Origin of the sequence: Neptunomonas japonica DSM 18939, from assembly GCF_000422765.1 — a bacterium.
Taxonomy (GTDB): Bacteria; Pseudomonadota; Gammaproteobacteria; order Pseudomonadales; family Balneatricaceae; genus Neptunomonas; species Neptunomonas japonica.
Genome location: NZ_AUGR01000018.1, coordinates 26,035 through 40,813, shown reverse-complemented (window position 1 = coordinate 40,813; position 14,779 = coordinate 26,035). Strand labels below are relative to the sequence as shown.

The following is a 14,779-nucleotide window of genomic DNA, read 5'->3' as shown; positions in this document are numbered from 1 at the left end:
ATAAGCAGGTATTCACCCAGCTAACCTGAATAAAAGATTAATACTAAATATAATTGTAGCAGAGCTTTAAAATAAGTAATTGATCACAAGACAACTTAGGACTAAAAACCCTAATATTACGACTGAAGTATTACGCAGCTGCGCTGACAGTGAGGCTTACACTACTTATTTGTATACACATCATCTCCAACTAAGCCATATACTCCTGTCTTTAAAGTACTGACGCCACTGAGAGTAATCCGAACAGTGCATAGCAACTTTATTCCAAAAAGCTGGGGAATGGTTGAACTCATGTAAATGGCAAAGCTCATGAATAATCACATAATCCATTGCTACTTCATCAGCCATAATTAAACGCCAATTCAAAGCAACCTCCCCTTTTGCAGAGCACCTCCCCCACATACTTTTGTAGTTACCGATACTTACATTGGTAGGATGTAAATCTACTTGTTTTGCTAATGCCAACGTCCGTGGAACCAAATAATCTTCAGCTTTTTGTGCAAGCCATTTTTGTAATAATAAATGGGTCGCATCCACCGCGGCTTGACGAGTACGGTTGTTAAGATTCACTTTAAAGAGCTCTTGATCAAACCCAACGCTGTTTTTCTCTACGCTCTTACACATAATCAAAGGAAAACTTCGCCCACGAAAACTAACCTCTCCTGATTCATATGGAATTATCTGATGCTTATTCGTTCTTACTAGCTGTCCTGTAATATGTTTCGTTATCCATGCAGAGCGCTGCTCAATAAACTGCAGAACCCAAGACTCTGGAGTACCTGATGGAACACGGACTGTCACCTTACCCTGCTTGATTTCTACAGACGCCGTTTTACGCCTGGGGCTCTGAATAATCACAGGTATAATATCTTTCCCATCCAGCCTAATAACGCAGTTAATCAATAGAACCTCTTACAAAATCTTGTTTTTTCAAGCGCTTAATATCTTTTTTCAACTGACGACTACAGCTAAGAAATAAAATGGTATTTTGTTCAATCTGATGGCTTTCAGGCACATAGCGTATTTGCTGATAAAGCTCACTCCAATCTTCTAACCGACTCCGTAGTACAGGCAAAGACCTGGCAACACGCTGGCAATAACTTGTTACCGTTTCACCCGCTTCTCGCTGCAACAATGGTGCGACGCTGCATAACCCAGCAGACACGGTTATTACTTCTTGGTCAACGGCATTTATTTTATGCGAAGGCACCCTCAGCAATATCCAAATAACGACCGTCAAAGCAACGCCAACTGGAATGAACAACAACAGTAGCATTTTAAGGATACTAATTTTTCCAAACCAGTCCTGCAGGAGGCCACTTTGCTCTTCATGAAAGCCAAGCACCCATCGGTGCCAGTTATAGTTCAATGCATCATAACGAAGGCTCCAAGTTTTTAACCATGGTAAGCTTTGCTGCATGCGATAAGTGGCGAATGCATTATCAGACATAAACTCTGGAGAATCTGAAAACAGCTGATCAAAAGGCAATATAACTCTTTCTGGTGCTACTGCAGCAGTAGGATCAATCCTGACCCATCCTTTTCCATCTAGCCATGCTTCTACCCAAGCATGAGCTTCATACTGACGGACCAGCATATACTTTTCATAAGGATTCCACTCTCCACCTAAATAACCCGCCACAACACGAGTGGGAATGCCACCCAGCCTTAAGGCAAAAGCTGTAGCATTAGAGAAGTGCTCACAAAAGCCCTCTTGAGTCGTAAAAAGAAACTGATCAATCCGGTCTCCCCTGAGCTTTTGAGGAGACAATGTATAACTAAATTTCTCATTAAAGCGCTGCAATAGTGCTGCAATTTTTTGCTCAGGCGAGAATCCAGTGGCCGCCCACTTTGCAACCATCGCCCTAGTTGCAGGGTTACCATTTTTTGGAACACTCAAATAGCGAGCTCGATCATACAAAGGGCGACCATCGTAAGCACCCGACAGATCAGCTTTGGCACTATAAAATAGTCTTTCATAAATAGGTGATCCAGCCTGAAAAGTCCCATCGCTAAACTGTAAAATCTCCCTTGAAGGCACACCACTAGGGTAATCTAACGCGAACAGCCACGAGTTAGCAGAAGGCTCTGCTATCACTTGGTACTCGACTAAATCTTTACCTTCTTCACTGTTTCTCTTATTAATGCCCTTGTCGATGCTCTCTTGTGCCATCGACCAGCGCTGTCCATCGAATATAGGATAAGTCATTGCTCGCCAATAACGATCCGTACTTGCAGGTGGCACTCCTGTAGAAAAGCTGACACGAAAAGCAACACTATCAGAACGAGCTAACTGGCTTATATTTCCAGGCTCCATATCATCTGACAAGCCTGTTTTTGCTACTGAGTTGTTATATTGAATGCTCCACAGAGGAGAAATCCTTGGGAATATCAAAAAAAGAATAAGCATAAGAGGCATTGACTGTAACAAGATCAATGCGCTTTTTTTCAAAGGAAAAGTAAACCAGCGCTGTTCGTTAGGGTGATGCATCATCGTCAAGGCAGAAAACACTGTCATGAGTGATACTCCACCATAGGTCGCTGCAACTATAGATTGGTCAAACAAAAAACTAACCGCTGCAATGAAACATGCAACCAGTATTAGCACCCAACCATCACGCCTAGTCCTTAGTTCTAATACTTTGAGTATCGCACCGGCAATCAATAATGATGACAGCCCAGCAAGCCCCTGACTCATAGATGCATAAATAAGCACGCCAGCGATAACACCAACGACAAACAATCTTCTGCCCCACACCGGCAGTTCAGGCCGTTGAGAAAAAAGACTGATACCTATCCAGCCAATAATACATAGGGCTATAGAGGTTAACCAAAGAGGAATATAAGCTACGTGCGGCGCTATCACGACTAATAACATGATTAACAGCCATTTTTTAGAAGGTATCGACAATAGAGTCGCGGGGGTTTTAGTCGACATCAGCAGCCCTCGATACCATACAAGGCCAACTGCTCTAATACCTTTATATTGTGCTTTTCTCCAGCTGAAGGCTCAAACGTCACACCCGGCAGGCGCAACCCATAATGAGTCTGGTTTTGGCTTAACTGAATTGACCAATAGCACATACACGACAATCTCTGCTCTTCGCTTAACTCAGGCCAAAGACTCCAATCAAGCCACAACTCATCGCTAGCGCTTCCTTGGTACGTCTTCACCTGTAAACCATAACCTTTTGCATAAGCTTTCCAAGCAATACTATTCTTTGCAGCACCTGGATAATAAGGTGAGAGTGCTTCAAACTCTTCATCACCTTTTGCCAGCGCCATATTGTCGCGACTATCTCTGCCGACAAATGAGTCCAGCTGCCCTCCTTCAATAGGTTTAGGGTAAACCAATACTGTTTGATCAAAGCGCAACCAACTCCATGCTCGAAATAAACCTAGAGGATACAAAGAACCAATACGAAATAGCTCAGCACGTTGCCAGCCTCGCCGTGAACACAAGTAGGGAACTTCAATGTTATGTTCTACATTTTTTTTCAGATCAATAGTAATCTGTGCATTGTTATTAAAGCCTAGGGTTAACTGGTTCATGGCTCGGGCAGAGTGCAGCTGATAGCGAAAATATGCTATCTCATTTGAAAATGCGGGCTCTGTTGATAAAGCACTGATTTTTAGCCCCGATAGATTAGCGTAGGTATGCAAAATCGCCGTCACAAAGAGCGATAAGAGAGTAAAACAAACAGCGTAGGCAAGGTTATTTTGATAATTGACAGCGAGTAACAATATAAGCAAAACAACAACGAGATAAGCCATGCCAGCCATTGTCGGCAAAATAAATATCCGGTTTTGAGTTAACTTAACAGACCGCTGTGCAGGGTATCGATTGACCAACCATGACTTTACTCGCCCCTTAACCCGCTTCGTCTTTCTCATGATCAACCCAGTACATCAACTTGTGACAGAATACTCCTAGCAGAACCTGACTCACTTTCATTTCTTAGCAACAACCGATGCTCAACTACTGCACCAAAAACCTTCTGCACATCATCTGGCATTAGATAATCTCGGCCCGACATATACGCCCACGCTTTGGCCGCTTGTATAAGCGCCAATGAACCACGCGGAGAAAGTCCTAATACAACATCATCTGAATCTCGACTAAATTGCGCCAAACGCTGCACATAATTTAACACAGAATCTGACACTACAACTTGTGAGCAAGCTTCCTGTAATTCAATCAATAACGAGCTATCGATACATACTGAAAGCTGTTCAATGTCACGTCGTGTGTCGCCGTGTTTGAGTAGCCCTTTTTCTGTTTCAGGGTCAGGATACCCCAATGAAATGCGCATCAGAAAACGGTCTAGCTGTGACTCGGGTAACGGAAAAGTACCAAACTGGCTCACCGGGTTTTGTGTCGCGATAACAAAAAAAGGAGCTGGCAACTGTCGCGTAACGCCTTCCGATGAGACTTGGCCTTCTTCCATTGCTTCTAAAAGTGCACTTTGGGTTTTTGGAGTAGAACGATTAATCTCGTCTGCTAATAATAATTGCGTAAAGACAGGCCCAGGATGATAAACAAAACTACTTGTTTGTTGATCGAAAATAGCTCCACCTAAAATATCGGCAGGCAACATGTCACTGGTAAATTGCACTCGCTGATAGTCCAGACCAAACACATGCGCGAGTGTTTGAGCTAACGTCGTCTTACCCATGCCGGGGAGGTCTTCAATGAGTAAATGCCCACGAGCCAACATGCAAGCAACCGCTAACCTGACAACCTCCTCTTTTCCTAAAACTACTGAAGAGATAACACTCACCAGCTGCTCAACCCTATCTCGCATAGCTAACCTCTACCTGATATACACTTAAGAAATGCAACGAATCAAAGTCTTTAATAAAGACTAAGTGTAGTGCTATAAAATAGAGTCGCCTGGAAAATAAGACAAAAAAAACGCAGCCAAAGCTGCGTTTATCTCAAATTTGCTTTTACTTAGTGCTGGTGACCACCTTCACCATGTACATGGCCATGAGAAGTCTCTTCTTCAGTAGCAATACGCACTTCCATTACTTCTACAGCAAAAGTCAGTGTTTGACCTGCAAGTGGGTGGTTACCATCTAGCGTAATACCATCTTCTTCGACGCTCATGACAGTCACAGGTTGCTCCCCCCAAGGGGCCTGTGCCATAAACTGCATTCCAGGCTGAATATCTTCTACGCCTTGAAAGTTTTCATGATCGACTTTTTGAACCAGCTCATCACGTAGTGGGCCGTATGCTTGCTCAGGCTCAACAGTCACTTCCAGCTTATCACCAACCTGCTTACCCAATAACGCATTTTCCAAACCAGGAATGATGTTGCTTGCACCACCCAAGTAAGCCAACGGCTCTTGCCCTTGAGATGAATCAAGCACTTCGCCTTCGCTATTCGTTAGTGTGTAGTGAATGGTAACAGCTGAATTTTCAGCAATCTGCATGAGAAACTCCCAAAAAATATAATTAATAAATAGCCGGAGGCTCAGAATATGTCGTCAGATTACCAACAAACTCAAAATATCCGCACTGAAATCAGGCGTAATCCTACCCTGCGGATATGCAAACGTCTAGCCTGAGAAGATCCCTATTTATCTAGAAAAACGGTAAATTTTGTAGGCATTATGCAACAATAATGAAAATAGTGAATGACAGTTCAATAAATAGGAATTTTTCCTATCTTATTAGCCCTAATAATTCAGTAAGATATTGTTAAGGTATATAATAGATAGAGGAGTTTAACTTGTTATGGATAACATTTGCCCCGATTGCCAAAGCTTAATGACAAACAAGCACCAAAAATCACACGATTTTTTATCACTGATCAGCACGCTACCTAATAGCCAGCTTTATAAGTGCGTTGCATGCCATGCATATCTCCATTGCTATGATCTAAAATGGGAAGTGTTGATTGAAGGCTATTACGGCAAATTTTCAGACAACGCTTCCTCAGCCCAACCTGCACTAGTCGCTGTTTAAAGCATCTTTCTACGAACAAATTATATACCCCAATAGAAAACCGCTCCTCACACTAGAGCGGTTTTTCACACCTATTAAAAAGTATTATTCCTGCTTAGGGTCACACCTGTTTTAGTTCGAAAAAGCGGTTAAAAACACGAATAGTATTAACAAGGTCTTCAGTACCGGCTAGCTCTCTAATTGAATGCATAGCCAACTGCGGTACGCCAATATCAAGCGTCTTCACACCAATCTCTGCTGATGTAATTGGCCCAATAGTACTACCACAGCCCATATCCGAACGCACAACAAATTCTTGTACAGGCACACTATCCAATGCCGCTAGCATGCGAAATTTTGAGCTCGTTATATCTGAAGTTGCATAGCGTTGATTCGCATTAATCTTAATGACAGGCCCTTGGTTAAGTATGGGCCCATGATTAGCGTCATGTTTATCTGCGAAATTAGGATGAATACCATGAGCATTATCAGCCGATATCATCATAGATCTTGCCAACATTCTGCTTCGACTTTCCGCATCAGGTTGCAACCGTTCGAACAACTGCTCCAGCATTGGACCTTGAGCACCAGCAGCACTCATACTTCCGACCTCTTCATGGTCAGTACAAACCAACAAGGCTCCCTCTCCACTATCGGACTCTAATAACGCCTCAAGCCCCATAAAACAACTCAACAAATTATCTAGACGAGCAGAAGCCAGAAACTCTTGCTCCAACCCAATTAGAGCAGCCGATTGAGTATCATATAGCGATAGCTCATAATCCAAAACACGAGATACACTCTCTCCAGATTTTTCTAGCTGAACTTTCAATAGTGCTCGAAAGTCAGGCTTCTTGTCACTTTGACCCAATAGTGGTGGTAGAAAAGTTTGTGCATTGATAGCCCGCCCGCTATTAGCTTCACGGTCCAAATGAATAGCTAAGCTTGGAATGACTGCGATTGGGCTTTCAAAATTAATTAATGCAGAAACAAGCTCACCTTCATCATTAATAAAGCTTACGCGGCCAGCAAGAGAAAGATCTCTATCAAACCACGGTGCTAACAACACTCCGCCATATACCTCAACGCCTAGCTGATAGTAGCCATGCTTATGTACTTCAGGATTAGGCTTAACACGCAAACACGGTGAGTCTGTGTGTGCGCCGAGCATCCTGAAACCAGACTCAGACAAGGATCTATCTTGGGGCATTTTCCAAGCAATAATAGATGAGTCATTACGTGTCACAACATAACGTCCGCCGGCTTCTAGCTGCCAACTATCTTCTTCATTGAGCACTTTATAGCCCGACTCAACAAGGCAACTTGTCATTTGCTGAACCGCATGAAACGGAGTGGGTGATGCATTTAGGAAGCTAATTAACTGCTTAAGTGTTTTATTTCTTTTATTCATTATCCATCTCACTACGCTCCAGAACACCAAGTAACTCTACTTTAAAAATTAACGTTGAGTTGGCAGGTATCAACTCATTAGGACTCGTTGCACCATAAGCAAATTGTGCAGGAATATAAAGCATCCAAATATCTCCTTGCTGCATTTGTAGTAGCGCTTCCTGCCAGCCTCTAATTACTTTTTCCAAAGGGAATACTGAAGGCTTTCCTCGCTCATAAGAACTGTCGAACACAACACCATCAACCCCTGTTCCTTCGTAGTGAACTTCAACAGAACCCTGAAACGTGGGTCGTTTACCTTCACCCTTTTGTAAAATTTTATATTGAACACCTGAGGGCAGCACATGCACACCTTCACGCTTTAAATTCTCTTCCAGGAAAGCACTACCTGCTTTGCTGGTTTTATCATTGAGCGCCTTTTCCATCAACTGCTGGCGGAAAGCCTCTTTTTCAGGGTCTTCTCCGCAACCGCTCAAAAACAAACTAGAGATAAGCATCAGCGGAATAAGTAGTGATTTCATTTGGGACCTTATAGAGTAAATGAATTAAAGCATTGATTTTACATTAGACAGACCGATAGCTACACTCAGATTAGATGATCAATGGAACAATCAATTACTCTTCCTGTCATAACATTAATTGAATTAAAAGCAGACTAGATAATATGTTGAAAGGTTTACGTAACTCTCTTGCCCTATGTTTGTTAACACCACTCGTTGCTTTAGCGACTGCTGATATTCAGCAATTGCACCCAGAAGCAGTACACCAACAGACTATGAAAGATATTATCAGTTCCTTAAATATCGGCCATTATAATAAAATTAATGTTGATGACACCCTTTCTAGTGGCTTGTTAGATAAATACCTATCTGAGCTGGATTCATCACGTAGTTATTTTTTCCAAAAAGACATAAACGATTTTGAAGCATACCGTTATGAGATTGATGACTCGATTCTTGCAGGCAACCTAGATAGCGCTTTTGCTATCTACAATCGACAGCAAGAGCGCGTTGTAGAGCGACTCAGCTGGACTATTGATAGATTAAAAGACCCAACCCCCTTCAATTTCGAATTGAATGAAACACTCGATACAGACCGTGAAAATGACCAGTGGATAGCGTCACTAGAAGAGATGAACAACCTTTGGCGTAAACGAATCAAAAGCGCCATTTTAAATTTAATGCTAGCTGACAAGTCTGAGCAGGAAGCAAAAGCTACGTTGATAAAACGTTATTCTAATCAGTTAAAACGCCTTAAACAGAATAAAAGCGAAGACGTATTCCAGCGATTTGCTAATGTTTTCACTAAATATTTTGACCCACACACTTCATATTTCTCACCTCGAAACTCAGAAAATTTCAAAATAAACATGAGCTTATCTCTTGAAGGGATTGGCGCAGTACTACAGAGCGAAAACGAGTTCACCAAAATTGTACGCTTAGTACCTGCTGGGCCTGCCGATAAAACAGGGCAATTAAAGCCTGCGGATTTAATTGTCGGCGTTGGTCAAGAGAATGGGGAAATTGAAGATGTAGTCGGCTGGCGTTTAGATGATGTGGTCGACCTTATTCGTGGCCCTAAAGGTTCGATAGTACGACTAGAAATAATTCCTTCAGATAGCGAAGACACAGCGGGACGCAAAACCATTTCTATCAAGCGAAATACGGTTGCACTTGAAGAGCAAGCAGCACAAAAACGTATTCTTGAAGTTAAACATAACAACAAGGATTACAAGCTCGGTGTAATCGACATTCCTGCTTTTTATATTGATTTTGCCGCACTTCAGCGCGGTGAGAAAAACTATAAAAGCACCACAAGAGATGTTGAAAAGTTAATAACTGAACTTCAAGCTGAAGCAGTAGACGGCCTCATAATAGATCTTAGAAATAATGGTGGTGGCTCGTTACGAGAAGCCAATGAGCTAGTAGGTTTATTCATTGACCGCGGCCCAACGGTTCAAATTAGAGACCCTAACGGTCGTGTTGATATTCTTGGCGACTTCAACCCCAAAATAGCCTATAACGGCCCACTCGCTGTAGTCGTTAATCGCTTAAGCGCTTCGGCATCAGAAATTTTCGCCGGTGCTATTCAAGACTACCAACGCGGTGTAATTGTTGGTAATCAGACATTTGGCAAGGGAACAGTTCAAACGCTGCAGGCCTTAGGCCACGGGCAGCTTAAACTTACCCATGCTAAATTCTATCGAATTTCCGGGGAAAGCACTCAGCATAAAGGCGTTGTTCCAGACATTTCTTTTCCTGAGGTTTACGACACCACAGAAATTGGTGAAAGCGCACTCGATGGAGCCCTTCCTTGGGATCAAGTAAAAGAAGCCCGCCATGGTTTTTACAAAGGAATTGCTTCTTTTAAAGATGAACTAAATAAACGCCATACACTTCGCACGAGTAATCAGCCCGATTTTAACTTTTTACGTGAACAAATAGTTCGCCAGTCGGAAGCTAAAAAAGATGATTCTTTCCCACTTAATGAAATAAAACTATTAGCAAAACGCGACCAAGCAGACAAATGGCAAGTGGATGCCGAAAACAGAAGACGCTTAGCAAAAGGACAGCAACCGATAAGCAAATTAGCTGACCTTGAAGCCCTTCTGAAAAAAGATGACAAAGGCCGCCCTATTACAGCAGGGTCTGAAGCAATTCTGCAAGAAAGCGGAAAAATCCTCCTAGATATGGTCGATCTAACAAAGCAGCTTATTACAACCTATAATCCACAATAAGACTGGGTCAATACGGATATGGCACTCAATAAAACATTGATACTCTCTATAACCCTCCCTCTAATCCTTGCTGGATTAGGGGGAGGTGGGTATATGGTTTATCAAAAAATGGATGCCCAACATAAGCAAAACAGTAAAGAGCTAGAACGCTTTGGTTATGAAATGGTCGCCACATCCCGCAGCATGGAAACCACAGGGAAATTAGGCGCCGTACAGCTGCCTCCGACTTTTGATCTGGATAAACTAACGCCAACACAGAAAGTTATTCACGGCCTCATGCGTGATAAAGACGGCCTGTTAGATGAAAACAAAGTGCTACAAAGTGAGATTGAGAAACTTGAGTCCAAGATTCAAGAACTTACCGAATACAAAGAATTAAACGAACATTTTGCTCCACAAAAATTAAAAGACGAGCTCAGATCGGTTGAACGACAACTAAAAGCTTTTTTAATACGTAGCCCTGATGCCGACCGCTTTAGCACCATACAGATCGAAATTATGTCAGCCGCAGGCGCTGCTGAGTATAAAGCTTATATTACACGTAATCGCTTAATGCTTTCCGAAGACATGAAACTAGCGGTTATTAGTGATTACTTACCCGCCTATGCCTTTTGCGTTGGTGATGGTGTTGAAGTAGCGGCTAACTCCAGAACAGAAGAACGTAAGCTTGCCAACTATTTCCGTACTGAAGATTCTTCACCTTTATCCGAAGTTCTATTTCAAGATTTATCCTCTGTACTCGCTCCGTGTCAGCTATCTGTACGCAAAAAACTGGATAGAGACAAAGTATAAATTTAAATACTCCTACCTACACTCCGCTTGATTATGTATAATATGCGCTCAAATTTCTCTAATGTGTAACTGCTAGCCAGCAATACAATTACACATTATATAATCTGACCCTGTAAGCTGGCGTTACAGGTTACGTGCCGGATTTTTTACTATCCCCGGCCACAATATATAGGACACTTTCATGAGCGAAAGCTTTGCAGAACTGTTTGAAGAATCCCTTCTTAATGTAGACATGAAACCAGGTACGCTTGTTATCGGTGAAGTTATCGATATCGACAGCGACTGGGTTACAGTTAACGCTGGTCTTAAATCTGAAGCGGTTATTCCTCGCGTACAGTTCTTAAACGACGCTAACGAGCTGGAAATTAAAATCGGCGATAGCGTTAAAGTTTCTCTGGAAGCAGTAGAAGATGGTTTTGGTGAAACGAAACTTTCTCGCGAAAAAGCTAAACGCGCTGAAGCTTGGGAAGTACTTGAAGCTAAATTTGAAGCTGAAGAAACTGTTACTGGTGTTATCAACGGTAAGGTTAAAGGTGGATTCACTGTTAGCATCAACAACATCCAAGGTTTCTTGCCTGGTTCTTTGGTAGATGTTCGCCCTGTTCGCGATATCGACCATCTAGAAGGTAAAGAACTAGAATTCAAATTGATCAAGCTGGACCAGAAGCGCAATAACGTTGTTGTTTCTCGTCGTGCAGTTCTTCAAGAAGCTAACAGCGCTCAGCGTGATGAGATCCTGGCTGCTCTAGAAGAAGGCCAAGTTGCCAAAGGTTTCGTTAAGAACCTAACCAACTACGGTGCGTTCATTGATCTAGGCGGTGTTGACGGTCTGTTGCATATCACAGACATGGCTTGGAAGCGTATTTCTCACCCAAGCGAAATGCTGAACCCAGGTGACGAGATCTCTGTTAAGATCATTAAATTCGACAAAGAAACTGGTCGTATTTCTCTAGGTCTGAAACAGCTGTCTGAAGATCCGTGGGAAGCTATTAAAAACCGTTACCCTGCTGGAACTAAGTGCAACGCACGCATCACCAACCTAACTGACTACGGTTGCTTCGCTTCTATCGAAGACGGCGTTGAAGGTCTGGTTCACGTTTCTGAAATGTCTTGGACTAACAAAAACATCCACCCATCTAAAGTTGTTCAGATCGGTGAAGCTGTTGAAGTTATGATTCTAGATGTTGATGAAGAGCGTCGTCGTATTTCTCTAGGTATCAAGCAGTGCACAGTTAACCCATGGGTTGCTTTCGCTGAACAGTACGCTACAAACGACAAAGTATCTGGTCAGATCAAAACTATTACTGACTTCGGTATCTTCGTTGGCCTAGAAAACGACCTTGATGGTCTAGTTCACATGTCTGACATTAGCTGGGAAGGCGATGCCGAAGCAGCGTTACGTCAGTTCAAGAAAGGCGACGAAGTTGAAGCAGTTATCCTGTCTATCGACGCAGAAAAAGAGCGTATCTCTCTTGGCGTTAAACAGCTAGATAGCGATCCTTTTGCTGAATACGCTGCAGCTAACGACAAAAACACTATCGTTAAAGGTACTGTTAAGTCTGTAGACGCTAAAGGCGCTGTTGTTGAACTTGCTGAAGGCATTGAAGGTACATTGAAAGTTTCTGAAATCAGCACAGACCGTGTTGAAGATGCAACTACTGTACTGAAAGAAGGTGATGAAGTTGAAGCGAAGATCACTAACATTGATCGTCGTAGCCGCGCAATCACACTATCTATCAAAGCTAAAGACCAAGCTGATGAGAAAGCTGCTATTGCTGCTGTTCGTACTCAGGAAGTCGAAACTGCTGGTCCAACCACTATCGGTGACTTGATCAAAGCTCAAATGGCTAACAAAAACAACTAATTCGTTGTTTTGAAGGCATTAAAAAGGAGCACTAAGTGCTCCTTTTTTATTGCCTAACTTTCAGTTCTAAATAATGATTAACCTGACTCAGCAACCGTTAACGCTTACTCATCTAGCAATACATAATCGATCAGCTGATCTTCACTAATCTCATTATCCTTTACTGCATATACATGAAGCACTGAAGCCCCTGCATTAATAACCGAGTTTTCTTCACCAGACATCAACGGGTGCCACTCAGGCAGCTCCTGGCCTTCATGAATCAACCGATAAGCACACGAAGGAGGTAACCAATGAAAGCTTTCTACATCCTCGGGACGCAACTTCACACAACTAGGCACTAGCTGGCTACGCTTTTCATATTGCGTGCAACGGCAGTTATCAAAATCTAAAAGATTACATACCACCGTTGTATAAAAAACTTCTTCGGTATCTTCATCTTCAATTTTGTGCAGACAACATAAAGCACAGCCATCGCATAACGACTCCCATTCAGGCGTCGTCATTTCAGTCAAAGACTTAGTTCGCCAAAAAACTTCCTGTGCCACTATCTCACACCCGTTTCAGGGCGGTTAGGATAAAGATCCAGCATATAGTCCTCTTTAGGGGGCGGCATCTGTAGATAGAATCCTTTCTCCTTTATACCCTCAAGCATTTTCTCAACATCGACTCTTGCCAGTTTGCGCCCTGGCAACATCGGCATATCCATCAGATGCGAAGGCGCTCCAAACATTTGAATTAATGCTTCAGGAACTTTCTTTAACTCGTCTTTCTTATCAACATAAAGATACATTTCATCTTTAAGAGGACTTTTATAAATCGTGCAAATAATCATGAATACTAACCATTTTTATCAAACTGTTTTAGCTGATCCAACAGCGCCAAGCCAACCACTTCACGTCGCCAGCCATTAAGCTCATTAGGCAACTGATAGTCATAGGTTTCTAAACCACTACGAACCAACGCCTCTAAATCTTTCTTGCGTAGCAAAATCTCTGGAGCTATGCCTATTTTTTCAGCCACTTCTCGTGCCACAGCCTTTAACTTCTTAAGACGCTTATTCCAGATAATAGGTAGCGGTCGATTAATAGGCAATACCGGTGTTTTTTCTAGGCTAGCCTGCGCATTAGATAAAATAGCAAGAATCGCTTCTCCTTCATCACGCACAACCTTATGCCGAATGTCTTCTGCACGCCCCAACTCATAAGCGTTTCTTGGTAACTTCTGAGCAATAGAAAGTATCGTCTGATTGCGCAACACCCAATTACGCGGAGTGTTTCTCAATCGACATTGCTGCTCACGCCACATAGAGACATCGCGCAAAACGGTCAACTTAACGTCCGACAAGCCCCACATCTGACTAAAGCGGCGATAATATTCATACCCTTCAGGGTCCTGATCCAGCGCATTTTTAAGCGCCACTTCCGACTCTTCTGCAAACCACGCATAGCGGTCGTGAAGCTCAAGCTCCGCTGTTTGCATCTTACAAATAGCCGGTAAATAAGCGACATCGAGCGCCGCATATACTTCCTGCTCCTGGCTCAATGGGCGCTTAAGCCAATCGGACGTAGTTTCACCCTTGCCAATTTGGATATCCAAGGTATGCTCAACTAAACGCTGCAAGCCCATCGTAAAACCCCAGCCAACAAATGCTGCTGCTAACTGAGTATCAAAAATCGGACTAGGCAAAACACCCAGCGAATGGTAGAACAATTCTAAATCTTCACTACCTGCATGAATAATTTTTAAAACGTCAGGATTTGTGAAGACATCAGCTAACGGCGTAAAATCATTGATGCTCAACGGATCAACAAGGTAACAATGCTGATCATCGGCTATCTGAATCAAACCTGGGATAGGATAAAAAGTATCAATCCGCTGAAACTCTGTATCCAGCGCTATCATGGGTAACGACTGCCAACGAGCACAACATTCAACAAGCGACTCATTGGTTGATATATGAATAGGCTTTTGAGCCGAAGCCTCTAATACTGGCCAATCATAGCTATCCTTTTTCATGCACTA

Annotated in this window: 14 protein-coding genes; 4 read left to right on the top strand and 10 right to left on the bottom strand. The window is 42.7% G+C overall.

Features of this window, described 5'->3' with window-relative positions:
* Positions 1-180: 180 nt before the first annotated feature.
* The 5 genes from G511_RS0112610 to G511_RS0112590 all read right to left on the bottom strand — a co-directional run bounded on the left by G511_RS0112610 (position 181) and on the right by G511_RS0112590 (position 5,437).
* Positions 181-903, bottom strand: coding sequence for a M48 family metallopeptidase (locus tag G511_RS0112610; protein ID WP_028469949.1), 723 nt, complete (start codon positions 901-903; stop codon positions 181-183).
* Positions 896-2,938, bottom strand: a complete 2,043-nt coding sequence (locus G511_RS0112605; protein ID WP_084629101.1) for a transglutaminase TgpA family protein — start codon at positions 2,936-2,938, stop codon at positions 896-898. The genes G511_RS0112610 and G511_RS0112605 overlap by 8 nt, the downstream gene beginning before the upstream one ends.
* On the bottom strand, positions 2,938-3,894 hold the full coding sequence (locus tag G511_RS0112600; RefSeq protein ID WP_028469947.1) for a DUF58 domain-containing protein: 957 nt from the start codon (positions 3,892-3,894) through the stop codon (positions 2,938-2,940). Before G511_RS0112600 ends, G511_RS0112605 begins: the two co-directional genes overlap by 1 nt.
* Positions 3,895-3,896: 2 nt before the next feature.
* Complete coding sequence (locus tag G511_RS0112595; RefSeq protein ID WP_028469946.1) at positions 3,897-4,805, bottom strand: AAA family ATPase; 909 nt, start codon at positions 4,803-4,805, stop codon at positions 3,897-3,899.
* Between the two features lie 149 nt (positions 4,806-4,954).
* Positions 4,955-5,437, bottom strand: coding sequence for an FKBP-type peptidyl-prolyl cis-trans isomerase (locus G511_RS0112590; protein WP_028469945.1), 483 nt, complete (start codon positions 5,435-5,437; stop codon positions 4,955-4,957).
* 304 nt (positions 5,438-5,741) lie between these two features.
* On the opposite strand from G511_RS0112590, the gene G511_RS0112585 reads away from it, so the two are divergent.
* Positions 5,742-5,972, top strand: a complete 231-nt coding sequence (locus G511_RS0112585) for a hypothetical protein (RefSeq protein WP_028469944.1) — start codon at positions 5,742-5,744, stop codon at positions 5,970-5,972.
* Positions 5,973-6,072: 100 nt separating this feature from the next.
* Here the strand turns inward: G511_RS0112585 and G511_RS0112580 are convergent, their stop codons facing one another.
* On the bottom strand, positions 6,073-7,362 hold the full coding sequence (locus G511_RS0112580) for a M18 family aminopeptidase (protein ID WP_028469943.1): 1,290 nt from the start codon (positions 7,360-7,362) through the stop codon (positions 6,073-6,075).
* On the bottom strand, positions 7,355-7,882 hold the full coding sequence (gene bamJ / locus G511_RS0112575) for a BamJ family beta-barrel-assembly machinery protein (protein ID WP_036551992.1): 528 nt from the start codon (positions 7,880-7,882) through the stop codon (positions 7,355-7,357). The genes G511_RS0112580 and bamJ overlap by 8 nt, the downstream gene beginning before the upstream one ends.
* 143 nt (positions 7,883-8,025) lie before the next feature.
* On the opposite strand from bamJ, the gene G511_RS0112570 reads away from it, so the two are divergent.
* The 3 genes from G511_RS0112570 (at position 8,026) to rpsA (ending at position 12,754) form a co-directional block, all read left to right on the top strand.
* Complete coding sequence (locus G511_RS0112570; RefSeq protein WP_028469941.1) at positions 8,026-10,098, top strand: carboxy terminal-processing peptidase; 2,073 nt, start codon at positions 8,026-8,028, stop codon at positions 10,096-10,098.
* Positions 10,099-10,191: 93 nt separating this feature from the next.
* Positions 10,192-10,890 carry a hypothetical protein gene (locus G511_RS0112565; protein ID WP_028469940.1) on the top strand — a complete coding sequence of 233 codons (699 nt, stop codon included), beginning with the start codon at positions 10,192-10,194 and terminating at the stop codon, positions 10,888-10,890.
* A 181-nt stretch (positions 10,891-11,071) separates the two neighbouring features.
* Positions 11,072-12,754 (top strand): 30S ribosomal protein S1, encoded by a 1,683-nt coding sequence (gene rpsA / locus G511_RS0112560; protein WP_028469939.1) that lies wholly within the window; start codon positions 11,072-11,074, stop codon positions 12,752-12,754.
* A gap of 104 nt (positions 12,755-12,858) precedes the next feature.
* On the opposite strand, the gene G511_RS0112555 is transcribed toward rpsA, so the two are convergent.
* Genes G511_RS0112555 through rnd form a run of 3 tightly spaced genes read right to left on the bottom strand, consistent with a single transcriptional unit; the run spans position 12,859 to position 14,773 of the window.
* Entirely contained in the window at positions 12,859-13,302 is a 444-nt protein-coding gene (locus tag G511_RS0112555) for a YcgN family cysteine cluster protein (RefSeq protein WP_028469938.1), read from the bottom strand.
* Positions 13,302-13,589, bottom strand: a complete 288-nt coding sequence (locus tag G511_RS0112550) for a YcgL domain-containing protein (protein ID WP_028469937.1) — start codon at positions 13,587-13,589, stop codon at positions 13,302-13,304. The genes G511_RS0112555 and G511_RS0112550 overlap by 1 nt, the downstream gene beginning before the upstream one ends.
* Positions 13,590-13,594: 5 nt before the next feature.
* Positions 13,595-14,773, bottom strand: a complete 1,179-nt coding sequence (gene rnd, locus G511_RS0112545) for a ribonuclease D (protein WP_051222009.1) — start codon at positions 14,771-14,773, stop codon at positions 13,595-13,597.
* Between the last annotated feature and the right edge of the window lie 6 nt (positions 14,774-14,779).